The organism is Bacillus sp. C1, from assembly GCF_054570475.1.
In genome coordinates this window covers 462,368-479,747 of the sequence record NZ_JBTMZT010000002.1, presented here as the reverse complement: position 1 = coordinate 479,747, position 17,380 = coordinate 462,368, and the positions used below count along the sequence as shown (strand labels likewise).

16 protein-coding genes are annotated in these 17,380 nt (G+C 38.1%); 8 read left to right on the top strand and 8 right to left on the bottom strand.

What is annotated here, in order from left to right; translation table 11 throughout:
- The first annotated feature begins 73 nt into the window (after positions 1 to 73).
- Positions 74 to 205, top strand: coding sequence for a DUF3941 domain-containing protein (locus ACX5JI_RS08915; protein ID WP_459500721.1), 132 nt, complete (start codon positions 74 to 76; stop codon positions 203 to 205).
- Between the two features lie 127 nt (positions 206 to 332).
- Complete coding sequence (gene prsA, locus ACX5JI_RS08910; protein ID WP_459500720.1) at positions 333 to 1,184, top strand: peptidylprolyl isomerase PrsA; 852 nt, start codon at positions 333 to 335, stop codon at positions 1,182 to 1,184.
- Between the two features lie 303 nt (positions 1,185 to 1,487).
- Here prsA and ACX5JI_RS08905 read toward each other — a convergent pair whose 3' ends face one another.
- Positions 1,488 to 2,354, bottom strand: a complete 867-nt coding sequence (locus ACX5JI_RS08905) for a CvfB family protein (RefSeq protein ID WP_459500719.1) — start codon at positions 2,352 to 2,354, stop codon at positions 1,488 to 1,490.
- Between the two features lie 143 nt (positions 2,355 to 2,497).
- Between ACX5JI_RS08905 and ACX5JI_RS08900 the strand changes: the two genes are divergently transcribed.
- The gene (locus tag ACX5JI_RS08900) at positions 2,498 to 2,989 is read left to right on the top strand and encodes a YajQ family cyclic di-GMP-binding protein (RefSeq protein ID WP_459500718.1); all 492 of its coding nucleotides are present in this window, start codon (positions 2,498 to 2,500) and stop codon (positions 2,987 to 2,989) included.
- A gap of 307 nt (positions 2,990 to 3,296) precedes the next feature.
- Here the strand turns inward: ACX5JI_RS08900 and ACX5JI_RS08895 are convergent, their stop codons facing one another.
- Positions 3,297 to 4,604: an alpha-amylase family glycosyl hydrolase gene (locus ACX5JI_RS08895; protein WP_459500717.1), complete on the bottom strand. Its 1,308-nt coding sequence runs from the start codon at positions 4,602 to 4,604 to the stop codon at positions 3,297 to 3,299.
- Between the two features lie 203 nt (positions 4,605 to 4,807).
- Here ACX5JI_RS08895 and ACX5JI_RS08890 point away from each other — a divergent pair, with 203 nt between their 5' ends.
- The gene (locus ACX5JI_RS08890) at positions 4,808 to 6,049 is read left to right on the top strand and encodes an ammonium transporter (RefSeq protein WP_459500716.1); all 1,242 of its coding nucleotides are present in this window, start codon (positions 4,808 to 4,810) and stop codon (positions 6,047 to 6,049) included.
- A gap of 376 nt (positions 6,050 to 6,425) precedes the next feature.
- On the opposite strand, the gene ACX5JI_RS08885 is transcribed toward ACX5JI_RS08890, so the two are convergent.
- On the bottom strand, positions 6,426 to 7,892 hold the full coding sequence (locus ACX5JI_RS08885) for a catalase (RefSeq protein WP_459500715.1): 1,467 nt from the start codon (positions 7,890 to 7,892) through the stop codon (positions 6,426 to 6,428).
- 138 nt (positions 7,893 to 8,030) lie between these two features.
- Positions 8,031 to 9,758 carry a peptidase G2 autoproteolytic cleavage domain-containing protein gene (locus ACX5JI_RS08880; RefSeq protein WP_459500714.1) on the bottom strand — a complete coding sequence of 576 codons (1,728 nt, stop codon included), beginning with the start codon at positions 9,756 to 9,758 and terminating at the stop codon, positions 8,031 to 8,033.
- 536 nt (positions 9,759 to 10,294) lie between these two features.
- Between ACX5JI_RS08880 and ACX5JI_RS08875 the strand changes: the two genes are divergently transcribed.
- Both ACX5JI_RS08875 and ACX5JI_RS08870 read left to right on the top strand, forming a co-directional pair.
- Complete coding sequence (locus ACX5JI_RS08875; RefSeq protein WP_459500713.1) at positions 10,295 to 10,891, top strand: FeoB-associated Cys-rich membrane protein; 597 nt, start codon at positions 10,295 to 10,297, stop codon at positions 10,889 to 10,891.
- A gap of 412 nt (positions 10,892 to 11,303) precedes the next feature.
- On the top strand, positions 11,304 to 11,513 hold the full coding sequence (locus ACX5JI_RS08870) for a hypothetical protein (RefSeq protein ID WP_459500712.1): 210 nt from the start codon (positions 11,304 to 11,306) through the stop codon (positions 11,511 to 11,513).
- A 95-nt stretch (positions 11,514 to 11,608) separates the two neighbouring features.
- Here the strand turns inward: ACX5JI_RS08870 and asnB are convergent, their stop codons facing one another.
- Positions 11,609 to 13,462 carry an asparagine synthase (glutamine-hydrolyzing) gene (asnB, locus tag ACX5JI_RS08865; protein WP_459500711.1) on the bottom strand — a complete coding sequence of 618 codons (1,854 nt, stop codon included), beginning with the start codon at positions 13,460 to 13,462 and terminating at the stop codon, positions 11,609 to 11,611.
- 150 nt (positions 13,463 to 13,612) lie between these two features.
- Between asnB and ACX5JI_RS08860 the strand changes: the two genes are divergently transcribed.
- A complete protein-coding gene (locus ACX5JI_RS08860) occupies positions 13,613 to 14,167 on the top strand; it encodes a DUF2777 domain-containing protein (RefSeq protein WP_459500710.1) in 555 nt (184 codons plus the stop codon).
- A gap of 61 nt (positions 14,168 to 14,228) precedes the next feature.
- On the opposite strand, the gene ACX5JI_RS08855 is transcribed toward ACX5JI_RS08860, so the two are convergent.
- Positions 14,229 to 14,597 carry a YisL family protein gene (locus ACX5JI_RS08855; RefSeq protein WP_459500709.1) on the bottom strand — a complete coding sequence of 123 codons (369 nt, stop codon included), beginning with the start codon at positions 14,595 to 14,597 and terminating at the stop codon, positions 14,229 to 14,231.
- A 150-nt stretch (positions 14,598 to 14,747) separates the two neighbouring features.
- On the opposite strand from ACX5JI_RS08855, the gene rocD reads away from it, so the two are divergent.
- Positions 14,748 to 15,938: an ornithine aminotransferase gene (rocD, locus tag ACX5JI_RS08850; RefSeq protein WP_459500708.1), complete on the top strand. Its 1,191-nt coding sequence runs from the start codon at positions 14,748 to 14,750 to the stop codon at positions 15,936 to 15,938.
- A gap of 34 nt (positions 15,939 to 15,972) precedes the next feature.
- Here rocD and ACX5JI_RS08845 read toward each other — a convergent pair whose 3' ends face one another.
- Both ACX5JI_RS08845 and ACX5JI_RS08840 read right to left on the bottom strand, forming a co-directional pair.
- A complete protein-coding gene (locus ACX5JI_RS08845) occupies positions 15,973 to 16,479 on the bottom strand; it encodes an HXXEE domain-containing protein (protein ID WP_459500707.1) in 507 nt (168 codons plus the stop codon).
- Complete coding sequence (locus tag ACX5JI_RS08840) at positions 16,448 to 17,347, bottom strand: fumarylacetoacetate hydrolase family protein (protein ID WP_459500706.1); 900 nt, start codon at positions 17,345 to 17,347, stop codon at positions 16,448 to 16,450. Before ACX5JI_RS08840 ends, ACX5JI_RS08845 begins: the two co-directional genes overlap by 32 nt.
- Between the last annotated feature and the right edge of the window lie 33 nt (positions 17,348 to 17,380).

Sequence of the window (17,380 nt, the reverse complement as noted above, 5' to 3'; positions counted from 1 at the left end):
ATACTCGTATACATAGTCTGTACGAAAACGGAAATGCTAAACATGCAACTGTTTAGAAATGGAGCTGATACGTATGCCTCATACGAGCGATAACGATAAAAAAGCACGCGATAATAACGCGAAACGTACAGAGAAAAATGAACACGAACAAAAGAACATCAAGCAAGGCAAACGTGCATATTCTAAAAAAACGGATCACTTGTAATAAACTCGTACATCAACACCATTGTTGATGTACGTTTTATATTTCCAAGGAAAAAACATGTCAAATTCACTTCATGTTCACTTCTCTATCCTACAATAACAATAACATAATTAGACGAGGTGTTAGCATGAAAAGAAAACAATTATGGATCGCAACCGCTGCGCTTGGGACGTTAATGCTATCTGCTTGTGATCCAAAAGATAGCTCAGAGGCGGTCGCAACATCAAACGTTTCCACCATTACAAAAAGCGACTTTGACAAACAGCTAAAAGAACGGTACGGAAAAGATACGTTATATGAAATGATGGCACAAGATATCATAACAACAAAATATAAAGTATCTGATGATGAAGTCGATAAAGAAGTGAAAAAAGCAAAAGAACAGTACGGTGATCAATTCAAAACAGTATTAGAAAGCAATCGCTTAAAAGATGAAGACGACTTTAAAAATCAAATTAGATTTAAATTAGCAATGGAAAAGGCCATTAAGAAAACCGTTACAGAAAAAGATGTAAAAGCGAATTATAAACCGGAAATTAAAGCGAGTCACATTTTAGTCAATGATGAAAAAACAGCAAATGACATTAAGAAAAAGCTAGATGAAGGTGCTTCTTTTGAAGAATTAGCAAAAGAACATTCTGAGGATCCTGGTTCAAAAGAAAATGGTGGTGACCTCGGTTACTTCGGTTCAGGTAAAATGGTCCCTGAATTTGAAGATGCTGCTTACAAATTAAATGTCGGTGAAATTAGCAAACCCGTTAAATCACCACATGGTTACCACATTATTAAACTTACCGATAAAAAAGAATTAAAACCATACGACGAAGTAAAAGATTCCATTCGTAAAACTTTGGAAGAACAACGAATAGCGGATCCAACTGCCGGTCAAGAAATATTGTTAGATGAATTCAAGAAAGCCAATATTAAAGTAAAAGATAGTGATTTGAAAGATACCTTCTCCCGTCTTTCAGGAAAATAATCAAAAATCTATCAAAAATCTATCAAAAATCAGCGAATGAAATTTTATCAGTAATGCACGAAAGGATAAAAAGAAACGTAGTAATCTGACTAGGGTTGTTCGTGTAAAATGGTGAATGAAATTTTATCAGCGATTTTTCAAATATATCAACCATTTCTCACAATATATCAGCGCAAATTGGAATATATCAGCGATTCGACAAAGAATATCGACTAACCAACAAAAAACGACAAAAAAACAGGAGCCCTCTAGCTCCTGTTTCCTAACACTCTGAAAAACGAACAAGCTACCTTGTTCGTTTTTTTATTTCTTAAAGTACGTCCATCCTTCTTCTTGATAAATCTTTTCCTCTTTCATCAACTTACCAAGCGCACGTTTAAATGCTGCTTTACTCATATTGAAACGCTCTTTAATGTCTTCCGGATGACTCTTATCCCAAAACGGCATTGCTCCGCCGCGACTTTCCATATACTCATAAATCACAGCAGCGTCATCTTCCATTCCCTCTTCTTTACGCGGAAGCAGGGAAATATTAATTGTACCATCATCTTTCACATCAATAATACGACCTGTTACACGCTCACCAATACGAACTTGTTCTTTTCTTTCTGTATGGTGTAAAAACGCACGGAAATGTTCATCCGTTAATACAAACGAACCAACTTGAAGCGAGCGATACACGCGTCCATTCACATTTTTGTTACGCATAGATGGCGTTGCATCAACGACAATTTCCTGCATATCTGAGTCTCTTGCTGGAAGAGCAATTAGACGGCCGCGATTTGTTAGTTTTAATGTGCAATACAATTCGTCGCCCTCTTCTGGCCAAACCGGTGTATAAATCGGAAACTCATCGGCTGGGATTAAGATATCTTTCGAAACACCAATATCAACGAATACACCTAGATCAGGTTTTACTTCTACAACTTTTACCCAGTTCCAGTCATGTACTGTAATTACCGGCGTCTTCATTGTGGCAGAAATTCGTTCTTTATGATCAAGGTATAAAAATACGTCAATCGTATCCCCTTCTTCAATCTCTCCTGCTACTTCATTTTTATGTAAAAATACTTCTTCATAACCTTCCTCATCGTCAAAGCCGACCATATATCCAATTTCTGTTTCTCGTAAAACAGTTACTTGCTCAATCGCTCCTGGTTGTAAATACATATATTGTAATTCCCTTCTATATATAAAGTTATATTTTTATCATTCCAAAGAAAGGTTCATTATAACACGATTTTTCCTTTATTTGTCCAACTCTCCAAAATTCACTATAATAGAAGATGGAATTTAATTTGGAGGTGCTAACCATGGCAAAAGATAGTTCTTTTGACATCGTTTCAAAAGTAGAATTACCAGAAGTAACAAATGCTATTAACATCGCATTAAAAGAAATTCAAAATCGTTACGACTTTAAAGGCAGCAAAAGCGATATTAAATTAGAAAAAGAAGTAATCGTCTTAACTTCTGATGATGAGTTTAAATTAGATCAAGTAAAAGACGTTCTTATTTCAAAACTAGTTAAGCGCGAAGTACCAATTAAAAACTTAGACTACGGAAAAGTAGAAAGTGCTGCTGGCAACACAGTACGTCAACGCGCAACATTGCAACAAGGTATCGATAAAGATAATGCGAAGAAAATTAACAACATTATTAAAGAGTTAAAATTAAAAGTGAAAACACAAGTACAAGATGATCAAGTTCGCGTTACTGGAAAAAGCCGTGATGACTTACAAGCAGTAATCACAGCCGTTCGCGGTGCTGATTTACCAATCGACGTACAATTCATTAACTACCGCTAAAAGAAAAAACTTTCTTTTTTAGGCAGAAGAGAATGAGAGCAGTTCAGCTTTTGTTTTCATAGCCGTAAATAGGCTATAGTATTAGTTGAGTAAGAGTATAAATAAGAGGGTATGCTGGGAAGTAGCAAAAAGATTACTTCTTAGCACACCCTCTTTTTAGATAGGAAAGAGCGTTCGGCCTTGCATATACGTGGTCAGTTTTTTTAGCCCCATGCCGTGTGAAAACAAAAGGAGAAAATGAGTGCAGATTTGCTTTCGTTTGAATCGAGCTATATACAATATGCGACGTCTTAAAACATGCCCACTCTTATTGTTTTTTCCTTTTCTTTACGACAATTAAAAAAGTAATAAATAACACATTTATACCAACTAATAAAGAGACAAAGAGCCAGTTAATACTTGTTTTTTCTCTAACTTGATATACATTTGCTTCTTCTCGCTTCAATACAAGATAGTAGTTCCCATCTTCTTCTCTAATAATTTCATCTTCCACTAATCCCTTTAGTTCTCGATTTTCTCCTATCTCATTTTCCGAAAGCGAAACTTTTTGCGTCTCTTGCGTGTTGTTAATTGCAACAAGTGTTACTTCATCTTTATACTTCCTTTTTAGTACACTCATTCCAGCCTTATCATATAACAACTCAAATGTACCATGACGGAGAGATGACAACTTCTCGCGTAACTCTCCCAATCTGGTTATATACTGTAAAAATTTTTCATCAGTTTTAAAGTCCATTAGCCTATGATTATCCGGTACATCCCCGCCATCAAGCGCGATTTCTGTTCCGTAGTAAACAATCGGTACCCCTGGTGATGTATATAAATAAGCAAGTGCGAGCTTTAAACGTGATGGCGGATAATATCCATTCTCTTTCGCACCCCTGACAAACCGCTTTGTATCCTGACGATCTAAAAAAGCGCCTATTTCTTTACCATTTTCTATTAAACTAGCGTCATACAGCGGTTTAATAGATGTATCTGATTTCGCAAAGACATCTGTTATGTGCTTATAGTACTCATTATGTACATTCTCTCCCCCATCATTCATAACGAGGAAATTTTTTTTCATCCCTTGAACACTTTGTTTTACTTCATCTAATACACGATGAGATATTTCTTTGCTATGTATAACATAACTTCCATCTATGTCCGCTTCTTTCACCCACCATTTTACCGAATCAGCGAGCGCTTCTTGCTCTTTTTCTACAACAAATTGAAAGACCACTTTCATATCTCGCTTATGCGCTTCTTGCGTAAGTTGTTTCACATCTTGCAGTGATCCAAAATGCTCATTCACTTTTCGAAAATCAACCGTACCACGTCCATCATACGTTTCACTTTGAAAAATCGGTGAAAGCATAACAGTCGTAAATCCCATCTCCTTTATATAATCGAGTCGCTTTATAACCCCTTGTATATCTCCCCCTTGATACCCTTCTAAATTCCCTACATTAAGCTGTTTATCATTTCCTGCATCCCCATTATTAAAACGATCAACCATAATAGAATAAATGACTTCATCTTGCCATACTCTTTTTTCTGCTGCTAACGCATGCGTAGGTGCTAAAAAAACAAATATCATACAAAAACAACTGAACACTCCTCTTTTCCACATAATATCCCCCAACTTTTTCTTAATTGCAAGAATAGTATATCAACTTTTCGGATAAACCGCACTTACACAAATGCCATGTTAACTTTTGTTACATTAAATTCTAAATTTTCTAAAAAACATATTGATTTTCTATTTATTTTTGCATATGATATGAAAAATAACATTAAATGTGATGTTTTATAACATTGTAGGAGGGAAAAAGAGTGAATATAGGAGATACTGTGTTTGTATTTTTAGCGACAGTAATGGTTATGATTATGACGCCAGGTTTGGCTCTTTTTTACGGCGGGATGGTCCGAAGTAAAAACGTACTGAGCACAACGATGCATAGCTATAGCGCGATGGCAATTGTTTCTATTCAATGGATTTTTCTCGGCTATTCTTTATCTTTCGGACCAGATTGGAACGGCATTATCGGTTCGCTTGATTGGCTCGGTTTACAAAACGTAACTTTCACACCAAATCCAGACTACTCCGCTACAATTCCACACAATTTATTTATGATGTTTCAACTTATGTTTGCAATTTTAACTCCTGCATTAATTTCAGGGGCATTTGCTGAACGAATGCGATTTTCTGCTTTTCTTATTTTTATTCTTCTTTGGACAACAATTGTTTATAACCCTGTCGCCCACTGGGTATGGGGCGTTGGCGGTTGGCTTCGCGAACTCGGAGCATTAGATTTCGCTGGCGGTAATGTTGTGCACATAACATCTGGCGTTGCCGGACTTGTACTAGCGATTTTTCTCGGCAAGCGAAAAGACGCAAACGGCTCTTCCCCTCATCATCTCCCCTTTACACTTTTAGGTGCAGGTTTATTATGGTTTGGATGGTTCGGCTTTAACGTTGGCAGTGCCCTTACATTAAACGACGTTGCAATGACCGCATTCATCAATACCAATACCGCAGCAGCAGCTTCTGCTTTAACTTGGATTTTAGCAGAATGGTTCTTCCAATCAAAACCGACTGTAATGGGAGCTGCTTGCGGTGCTATATCAGGTCTTGTCGCTATTACACCAGCTTGCGGATTTGTCACTCCACTTTCCGCTCTTTTAATCGGGGCAATCGGAGGGGTGCTTTGCTTCGGAGCCGTTTTCTTTTTAAAACATAAACTTGGATACGATGACGCACTTGATGCATTTGGATGTCACGGCATTGGTGGTACATGGGGCGGGATTGCAACCGGGCTATTTGCTACAACTTCTGTTAATAGCGGCGGCGCTGACGGATTATTTTACGGAAATGCCGCACTTCTCTTTAAACAACTAGCCGCAATTGGAGCAACATATGCTTTTACAACCGTGATGACGTACGCCATTATTAAAATAATTAACTTCTTCCTTCCAGTTCGCGTACATGAACACGAAGAACAAATGGGGCTTGATATTTCCATGCATGGGGAGAAGGCTTATGAATACAGCGAAACATCTATACGAGAGGGCTAAAAAATGATTTTTATATGATATAAGAAACAAAAGTTCTTCCTATAAAGTTAAAAAAAAACGGTCCAAACTTCTTCTTTTCCGATTATCCGTATCAAGACACCTTTGATACGGATGTTTTTTGCATAAAAGAACCCAGTTCAATAGTTGTTATCTAAAAATAGCGATAAGCATATAAACATTAAAAATTTGTTTTTTCTTATGTAATGACACGTCCCCCCTCCTAGCGATACAGTTTTTATTACTAATCTATGCTCAAATAAAATGAAGTTTTTCTCGATATACCAAAACAAAAAACGACTGAAAATCAGTCGTTTTTTGTTTTTTATATTATTAATAGACACATATAACAGTTTAAGTTTACAAATGGAGAATTTTACTACTTCGCAGAGTTTCCTACATACGCTGAAATATCAACATTTAACGCTTTCGCTAACCGCATACCATACTCCTGATCTGCACGGAAGAAGTTGCAAATCGCAAGTAATTTCGTTTGCTCATGCACACCTTTTAAATCATTTGTTAAGTTTGCAATTAAGTTGTCTCGTTCTTCTTTAGAGAATGAACGATAACGCTCACCCGCTTGCTTAAAGTCATTTGGTTTGTCGATTTTCTCACGAGATACATAGCCATCGAGTTTCATAGTGGAATCACGGTATGCTGAATCCTCCACTGGATTTCCTGCGTGACGACTTGGCTCGTAATTAATAGTTGATGATTGTTGATTCATTTGCATCACGCCATCACGTTGCTGATTGCGAACAGCTGCATATGGACAATTTACAGGGATTTGTAAGTAGTTCGCACCAAGACGGTAACGCTGCGTATCTGGATAAGAGAATAAACGCCCTTGTAATAATTTATCTTCAGACGGTTCAATGCCAGTTACAGTTGCACTTGGCGTAAACGCTACTTGCTCTACTTCTGCAAAGAAGTTTTGGGGATTACGATTTAATGTCATTGTCCCAACTTCCATTAATGGGAAGAGATCTTCCGGCCATACTTTCGTTGGATCTAACGGATCGAAATCTAAAGCATCCATTTCATCAAGTTGCATGACTTGCACGTGAAGATCCCATCTCGGATAATCTCCGCGCTCAATCGCATCAAATAAATCTCGAGTAGCGTGATTGAAATCTTTCCCTTGTACTTGTTCTACTTCTTTTGCACTTAAATTACGTACACCTTGCTGTGGTTTCCAGTGATATTTAACGTAAACGATTTTACCTTCTGCATTTATCCACTTAAATGCATGTACCCCGAAACCTTCCATTTGACGGTAGTTTGCCGGTGTACCGTAATCAGAGAACACCCAAGTCATCATATGCGTAGACTCCGGAGACAATGTCATGAAATCCCAGTAACGATCTGGTGTTTGAATGTTTGTATCTGGCGCTGGTTTTAAAGAATGTACCATGTCGGGGAATTTAATCGCATCACGAATGAAGAAAACAGGTAAATGGTTACCTACAAGATCATAGTTCCCTTCTTCTGTATAAAATTTCACCGCAAAACCACGTGGATCACGTGCCGTTTCTGGAGAACCTTGCCCATGAATCACCGTTGAAAAACGAACAAATACCGGTGTTTCTGTTCCCGCGTTTTGTAAAAATGCTGCTTTTGTATATTTTTTCATGCTATTTTTCGTTACAAAAACACCATGAGCACCTGCACCACGCGCATGTACAACACGCTCCGGAATACGTTCACGATCAAAATGAGCAAGCTTTTCTACTAAATGGTAATCTTCTAATAATACTGGTCCACGACGACCAGCCGTACGAGAATTTTGGTTATCTCCTACTGGAGCACCTTGGTTTGTTGTTAAGCGATCATTTGGATTCATTAAGGGGAACCTCCTATTTATCAATAGTTACTACTTAATTAAAATTATTATAATTTGATTATTATTCAAAATTACTTTTTTGTCAATTATTTTATTTGTTTTTTTGGAAAAAGGATCCTTTTCAAGAATGTTCGTCGCCTAACGAACCAAAACCAAAATTTGATTAGCACCTGTCCGTTTTAATACAAAATATCCTTTCTCCGATTTCGTTGCTATTCCATCATCATTTGACCAACAATAGCCATGAGTTTCACAAGTTCCATCGTCTCGAACCAATACTTGACCAATTAACCCAACGGCTATCCATTCTGGACGAGTTACACGAGAGATATACTCTTCATAAGGTTTCCATTCTGGGTTTAATATCGGCTGCATTATTTTTCTGTCTGGAGTGATTATTCTTCCTTCTCTATCTTTTTGCTCTGGAATGATAACTTCTTGGTATTTTCTTCGTCCCCATTCATCAGTAAGGTATTTTCCCTGCCAACGTAAGCAGCCACTATTCCCTAACAGACCTGGTGTCGCACTTGTTATTCCAAAAATAAATCGATCATTTGAAGTGGCCTTTCGAATTTTATCTTCTGTCGATACAGTAACGAAATAACCAACATCAATCGCGTTTCTATCGGCTGTTTCAAACATTTCTGCGTAATCACCCGCTGGAGTTGAATATGCGCCATCAATAAACATATTGCCGTTATTTAGAAGTTTTCCAACTAGACCTGCAGCATCATACGGTACTGCTCCGAAAGCTACATTCCATGAATAAGTTGGGTCTCCATCCACATTGTTAACAGCGCCGTTTAACCCCATAATATGGGCCCCTTCAAAACCATTTGTCGTTGTAGAGTTCCCTTCCGCATACGAGTTAATTCCATCGGCTATCGTACTAGCACCTTCTGCATGCGAGTTAATTCCACTTGCTGTTGTACTAGTACCTTCCGCATGCGAGTTAATTCCACTTGCTGTTGTACTAGTACCTTCTGCATGTGAGGAGGGGCCACTCGCTGTTGTTCCAGTACCTTCCGCATGTGAGGAGGGGCCACTCGCTATCGTATTCGAACCTTCCGCATGCGAGGAATTCCCACTTGCCGTTGTATTTTGACCTTCCGCATGAGCAAAAGAGTCACTGGCCGTTGTACCGCCACCTTCTGCATGGGAGGATCCTCCGCTAGCTACTGTTCTTGATCCCTCAGCATGGTCACTCCCATTACTCGCTGTTGTATTAAAACCTTCTGCATGGGATGCAGGTCCGCTAGCTGTTGTTCCTGATCCCTCAGCATGCGAAACAAGGCCGCTAGCTGTTGTTCCAAAACCTTCTGCATGAGCACCTGTTCCACCAGCTGTTGTATTTGTAGCAACTCCTTCTACATGAGAAAAATCTCCTAACGCCTGTGGAGCTGGAAATAAAGTATTATCCGGCGTTCCTCCCTCAGCATGAGAAGCAATTCCATTTGCAACAGTTTCCCTTCCTTCTGCATGGGAACACTCTCCGTTTGCTATGGTGTTACACCCTTCTGCATGGGAGGCAAATCCATTTGCAATCGTATTATTTCCTTCTGCTACAGAACAGCCATTATTCGGGTCAGTTCTAATACAGCTGATTCCTGCGGGACCTGTAGCTCCCGTTTCCCCTGCTTGGCCTGTTGGACCTGTTGAACCTGTAGCTCCTGTTTCTCCTGCTTGGCCTGTTGGACCTGTAGCTCCTGTTTCTCCTGCTTGGCCTGTTGAACCTGTAGCTCCTGTTTCTCCTGCTTGGCCTGTTGGACCTGTAGGGAATGTAAATGGTGGAATAGAAGATAAAGTAGGACCAACCGAATTTGGATCCAATGCAGCAGCACGTAACATTTCATTTTCTTCTGGCATACGCCACCTCCAAAAAGCACCTACCATATTAAATAAATGCATTATGGAAACATTTATGACAGATTCATCTCTTTTTCACATTCAATCTGATAAATGAAAGCTTAGGATGTTCCCCTTATAAAAAGTGAAAAATTCTTCTTGAACCTTCTTCATACAGTCTTAACCTGATAACACTTTGACAATAACAATATTTGAAATATTCCCCAACAAATATAGAGGTAACACCACATTGCTATCCCTATGACACAAAAGTACGCGTATCCCGGCAGAACACCACGCCCATCAAATTGAAACATTATATTAACTGAACAGGTGTACAATATTCATACTTATAAAGTGAAACTTTGATTACCCATCACCAATTGGGCTTTTACGGGCAGTAAGGCTTCCACCTAACTTCTTTGCATCCGCTAAACTTTGAGGCGGGAGTCTTACTGCCCGCAAATTATGTTCAATAAGCATGGACAAGCGCACAAGCTATTTCTATATTTCTTCGTAATATATATTGAATTTCATAGGAGAAAGTAGGGACTAGAATGGAAAGACACAGAAAAGATAGCAAAGAGAAAAAGTGTGAACATAAGAATTGTTCACATTGTGGAAAGAATCCATGTTGTTGTTCACACGAAAACAATTCCACGAATACATTTAATCCAGTCATTACCGTTAATCCAGTCTTCAATATTCCACCAACACAAGCGAGTGAAACTAGATATGTCTTAACAAAAAAAACTGAAGGGATACGCATACCAGAACAAAATGAATTTATTCCCATTATTAGTCTACCCATCACTGTAGAAGGAACAACAATCGTGAAATTAGAAAGCACAGTAGCATTGGATATTAGGGGTACTAGCCCATTTTCCTACCGAGCGCTTTTCCGATTAGAACGTGACTCCAATCTTGTAGTTAATTTCTCAGAGACGGATAATTCCATTTTGGAACAAAATGTTGGGGATTCTATTAACTTAACGCACAGTTTTAACTGGTTTGATATAGTAGGTCCTGGGGCACATACGTACACACTATTCATCTTTATTGTTAGCAATATTGAACTTGCCAGCATCACTACTGACGAACGTACGTTACAAGCGACTCTAATTCCTCCAAGCAGCGGAATTATTATCCCATAATTGTCTCTAGGCCTAGGTAAGTTAGACAAAGGTAAGTTCTGATACAAAGATAAAATAAAGTGAAACTTTATTCGCTGGGGGTTTTCTTCATCCCCCACTGATTATCAGCTCTCACCTATCTTCCTCGCTTCTCTCTGAATTTTGAGGTGAGGGCCTTATTGCCCGCAAATAGCGGGATAAAAGGGAATAAAGTGCGTATAATCCTAGCGGAATCGTAGCTTATGCTGTAAGCTCAAACAATTAACGAATAGGGTAGCGTCAGGAAAATGCGGATTTACAACGTTAAGCATATTTTTCTAACGATTACCCTATTTACTGTTACTTGCTCTCTTTGAATAACTCTTTGTAAATCTTTTTATTCGAATGTATAATTGTATTAAAAGTCTTAACTTTTAGAATTGAGGTGTCAATTATGAAAAGTTTTGGTATGTTAGCATGCTCTACTTTCTTTTCAGCGCTCCTTTTATTGTTTAATGTCCAATCCTTCTATAATAAATTTACAGAAGGAAATACATATTATTGGGTAAACGTTGTCTTAGCTGCTGTATTCCTAATATCCTTTACTATCAATATGAAAGATATCATTAAGAAAAACTACACAACTCCAACAAATCAGGAGTAGCTACATACATGTGTGGAATAGGCGGATTAAAATCACATCAATATAAAGTAAAAACATCCTCAAAAAGCGGCTCACAAATTGTAAGCCGCTTTTCACTATTCTTTTACATTCACCCCGTACTCCTTAAACCACACATGAATTTGCGCCAAATGCGCTAGTAACTGCGGTCCGCTCATCAACTGACCAAACCATGGCGTTTGAAACGCACTCCCTCCTGATTGAATCAATCCTTGTAGTTGCCCTCTATCAAACAACTCATGCAAAATGGAGTTTTTATCTGTTAATAGTTCTTGTAACCACGTTGTTACTGCTTTTGTGTAATGTGGATTATGTGTTTTCGGATACGGGCTTTTCTTTCTATATAAGATATCGTTTGGCAATACCCCTTCTAACGCTTTACGTAATAGACCTTTTTCGCGATTTTTATACATTTTCATTTCCCAAGGAATATTCCACGCATATTCGACAAGACGATGATCTGCAAATGGAACACGTACTTCTAGACTCGCTCCCATACTCATGCGATCTTTTCTGTCTAATAGTGTTGTCATAAACCAAACCATATTTAAATAAAATAGTTGCCGTCTTTTTGCTTCAAGTACACTTTCTCCTTCTAACACTGGCACTTCTTGTATGGATTCTTCATAACGCTGCTCTACATACTCTCCAAGTTTCAATTTATTACGCCAGTTTTTTTTCAGAAGTTGTTCACGCGCCTTTGTAGAACGCATCCACGGAAATGCACTGGATTGCAAATCATCTTCCCGGTAAAACCATGGATAACCACCAAAGATTTCATCGGCACATTCGCCCGACAAACCAACAACGAAATCTTGTTTAATTTCACGGCAAAACCATAATAACGAAGAGTCGATATCTGCCATACCAGGTAAGTCACGCACGAGCACTGCTTCTGTTAAATATTCCGCTAACTGTTCATTAGAAATCACGCAGCGTTGATGAATCGTACCAAACGTTTCTGTCATTAAATCAATAAACGGTGCATCCGAATTCGGCTGAAACGCATTCGCTTTAAAATATTTTTCGTTATCTTCGTAATCAATAGAATACGTGTACAGCTTTCCTTTCCCTTCTCTTTCATATGCCATTGCTGCAAATGCAGTAATGGCACTTGAATCCACTCCGCCTGACAAAAATGTACATAAGGGCACATCGGAAACTAATTGTCTTGTAATTGCATCTTTAAGCAGAAAGCGTACTTGTTCTACCGTCTCTTCAAATGAGTGTTCATGTTTTTTACTTTCCACATTCCAATATCGCCACATACATAAACCATCTTTTGAAAATGTCAGCGCATGCCCAGGACGAAGCTCCTGCATTCCTGCATAAATACCATGACCGGGCGTTCGAGACGGCCCGAGTCCAAGTACTTCTGAGAGCCCCTCTGTCGTCACTTCTGTCTTTACATCTGGATGGGCTAAAATAGCTTTTAATTCTGAAGCGAATAATAATCTCCCATTACTATATTTGTAAAATAATGGTTTAACCCCTAGCCGATCACGTGCGATAAATACTCGTTCTTTTTTCTCATCCCAAACCGCAAAAGCGTATATCCCATTTAAATGATCGACACATTCTTCTTTCCACTCTATATAAGACGCTAATAACACTTCCGTATCAGAATGCCCTTTAAATGTATAACCTCTTTGCTGTAATTCTTTACGAATATCTTCTGTATTATAAAGTTCTCCATTATAGCAAATGGTGTAATTCTCTTCTTCTTTCATACATCTACATGTCATCGGCTGTTTCCCACCCTCAGGATCAACTACAATTAACCGTTTATGTCCGAAAGCAACGTGCCTTTTCACCCATATATTCGTATCATCCGGCCCTCTCTTTGCGAGTGTTTCTGCCATCTTCTTCACCGTTTCTCTCTCATTTTCTAACGACCGCTTAAAGTCAATCCATCCTGTAATCCCGCACATATCAATCATCCTTCCTACCCTATATCCGTATAACTTTATGAACTGTGTTCTCATTGTATGCCCAACTTTCTCTAGGTGTTCCACAGTTATAAAGAACGCCTGAACTGTCCATAACAAGAATAACTACTTTAATAAAAGGAGAAATCACGAATGAAACAACGCAAACATATTTTGTATAATCAGCCACGTGCTCATACAATTGGGAATGTGGAATATATAAACAATGAGTGGATATTTTTTGATGATGAAAATGATGAAGCATTTTTACTTAATGATATTATTGAAGATGGATTTGAAGTTTTATATAACAACAATTGGTTACCAGCGAGATTCTATGAACAAAACATAGTGCAAATCGCAAATGAACATCATCCATTGCAAAACGGTGAGATGATACGAATTCGAAAAAAATTGCTGCTCAGTTATCATGAATGGTTAGAAGAACTTTCTGACTCTGCTTTTTCATTATTTACGGAAGCATTGCAGTCTTTCAATTATTCTTTATATGACTGTATGTATTGTCATAATTTCTTATCCTTTCAACCGAAAGATGGGCCTTGTGAAGGTGTAAACCTTCTATTATTTGATAACGAAGAAATGATTTGCTCATTGCACCATCATTATGTTCGTTTTTCTACTTGTAATAAAAATATATTTAAGTTTATAAAAACGACTGGTGAGGAATTACATATAGATGCTACGTAATTACAAAAGAAAAACCACCTTATTCTCTTTTTCACAAAAAATAAGGTGGTTTTTTCTTTTATTAAAATAGGTCAAATCCCATTGGCAATCGTAATCCAATATATAATACAACTACAAGTGCAATAATAAATTGCCCCCAAAACGCCCCTGCTGGTTTTTTCTTACTTGTTTTCACAAGAACCATTTCCATTGCAGCAATAACCCAAACACCAACTAACATTTTCAGGCCATACCACATGTGCATGTTACCTGTTGCTGTTTTCATAATGCTTTGGTATAACAAGAAACCCGTTACAATGATGATGATATACATAAGACGAAGCCCCATATGTACGCCTTTTCCTTTTCTTCCTGCCGTATACATTGAATACGCCACAAAGAATAAAATAAGCCCTAATGCCCACGCTGTAATATGCATGTGTGTTGTCATGATATCCCAACCTCCTCTTTTTCACACTTTTTCACTTTATATGATACCATGTCCATTTATTTTGAGGAAATGTTTCGCTTTTTTACATTTAAATGATATAATATTTAGAGTATTTACAAACTTCTTGTAATAACAAAAGGGGGAACAATCATGATTCAAACAAAAGATATTATCGAACTAACAGACACATACGGTGCAAATAACTATCATCCGCTTCCAATCGTTATTTCTAAAGCGGAAGGTGTTTGGGTAGAAGATCCTGAAGGAACTCGCTATATGGATTTACTAAGTGCATATTCTGCGGTAAACCAAGGACATCGCCATCCGAAAATTATTAATGCGTTAATTGAACAAGCAAACCGTGTTACGTTAACTTCTCGTGCTTTCCATAGCGATCAATTAGGTCCTTGGTACGAAAAAGTAGCGAAATTAACACATAAAGATATGGTACTTCCAATGAATACAGGCGCGGAAGCTGTTGAAACCGCAATCAAAACTGCACGCCGCTGGGCATATGACGTGAAGAACGTAGAAGAAAATAGAGCTGAAATTATCGTTTGTGAAGATAACTTCCATGGTCGTACAATGGGCGCTGTTTCTATGTCATCTAATGAAGAATACAAACGCGGCTTCGGACCAATGCTTCCTGGTATTATCGTGATTCCTTACGGTGATTTAGATGCGTTACAAGCTGCGATTACACCAAATACAGCCGCATTTATTTTAGAACCAATTCAAGGTGAAGCGGGGATTAATATTCCGCCAGCTGGATTCTTAAAAGCCGCTTATGATGTATGTAAAAAAGAAAACGTTTTATTTGTAGCAGATGAAATTCAAACTGGTTTAGGTCGTACGGGTAAACTATTTGCATGCGATTGGGATAACGTAATTCCTGACATGTACATACTTGGTAAAGCACTTGGCGGCGGCGTATTCCCAATTTCTTGTGTTGCTGCAAACCGCGACATTTTGGGCGTGTTTGAGCCAGGTTCTCACGGTTCAACGTTCGGTGGTAACCCACTTGCATGTGCTGTTTCTATCGCAGCTCTTGATGTATTACTAGATGAGAAATTAACAGAGCGTTCTCTTCAATTAGGAGAAAAATTAGTAGGACAATTAAAAGAAATTGATAATCCAATGATTACAGAAATCCGCGGCAGAGGTTTATTTATCGGAATCGAATTGAACGAGCCTGCTCGTCCATATTGCGAAAAATTAAAAGAAGCTGGCCTTTTATGTAAAGAAACACATGAAAATGTAATCCGCATTGCACCACCTCTTGTTATTTCTGAAGAAGATTTAGAGTGGGCATTCCAAAAAATTAAAGCGGTATTATCTTAATTGAAATAAGCTGCCTTTTACGGCAGCTTGTTTTTTATGAAACAATCATTTTTGAGAAAAGTAATATACCAGCAATAACCGGAAATAGAAGTACTGCGCCTACTATGCAGGAAATAACCACATGTTTCAACTTCCACCAATCATTTACTATCCCTTTCCGAAACCAAAATAATGAAAAAGGAATAACCAATACTATCGCTGTTATCAATCCTGGAACGTATCTTTCTGCAAAAATAGCACCGCCGATATGGAACCATCCATTCATAAAAATCATCGCTTGTGTAATGAGTAATATATAAAGCGTGACTTTCTTTTTTAATATAGAATGAACACATACAAATAGAAAAACAATCGTTGTCAATACACATAGCGCAATGAAAAAATATTGTTTGTATCCGATATTTTTTTCCATCTGAATCGGCGCAAAATATTTCATTTCAGAAAAAAAATAATATTCCTCAGCGTTATGACATGCAAATAATATCGGGATGAGCCACATATGTGGCGGACTATTTGACCAAGTTTTGAAGTATCCCAACATGCTCTACCGTGATTTCTACATCATCACCAGCTCTTAAAAATTTAGGTGGTGTAAACCCCTTCCCAACTCCCGCTGGTGTTCCAGTTGCAATTATATCTCCAGGCTCTAACGTCATCCCTTTACTTACGATAGAAAGAATATCTTCTACCGGAAACATCATATTTGCAGTATTTGAAATTTGACGAACTTCCCCGTTCACTTTTGTCTTAATGTTTAATTTGTTTGGATTTTCAATGGCCCCCTTATGAACTAAATACGGCCCCATTGGACAAAATGTATCAAAACTTTTTCCTAAAAAAAATTGTTTATGTTTTCTTTGAATATCTCGAGCCGTTACATCATTTACAATTGTATAACCGAAAACATATTCAAGGGCCTTCTCTTTCGCAATTTGCTTTCCGCGTTTTCCAATTACGATTGCGAGTTCACCCTCATAATCTAGCTCACTTGTTGCATGCGGATGACTGTGAATTTTCTCTCCATTCCCAATAACTGTTGTCGGGGCCTTTGTAAAAATTATAATATTCTTTGGAACAGATTCCTCTCCTCCCATCTCTATCACATGATCATGGTAGTTTTTCCCGACGCAAAGAATATTCTTTCTTGGCCTTGGAATAGGTGCTAGTAGCTTCACATCTTGCAGAGGATAATACGCTGGTGTTTCGTTTTCTTTAGCCCAATTTACAAGCTCTTTTGCTTTTCCAATAAAATCATTCCCCTTTTCGATACACTCTAACATTGTAATCGGGACTGTAATCTTTTCACCTTTTTGCCGCTGTGCTTCTCTAAGATGCAGCACTTTTTCTTCATATTCATCCACAACACCAACAAATACCTTTTCGTCCTTCTTTCCTGTCACAAACCGCATTATTTCCACTCTCCATCCTAAAACTCATACACT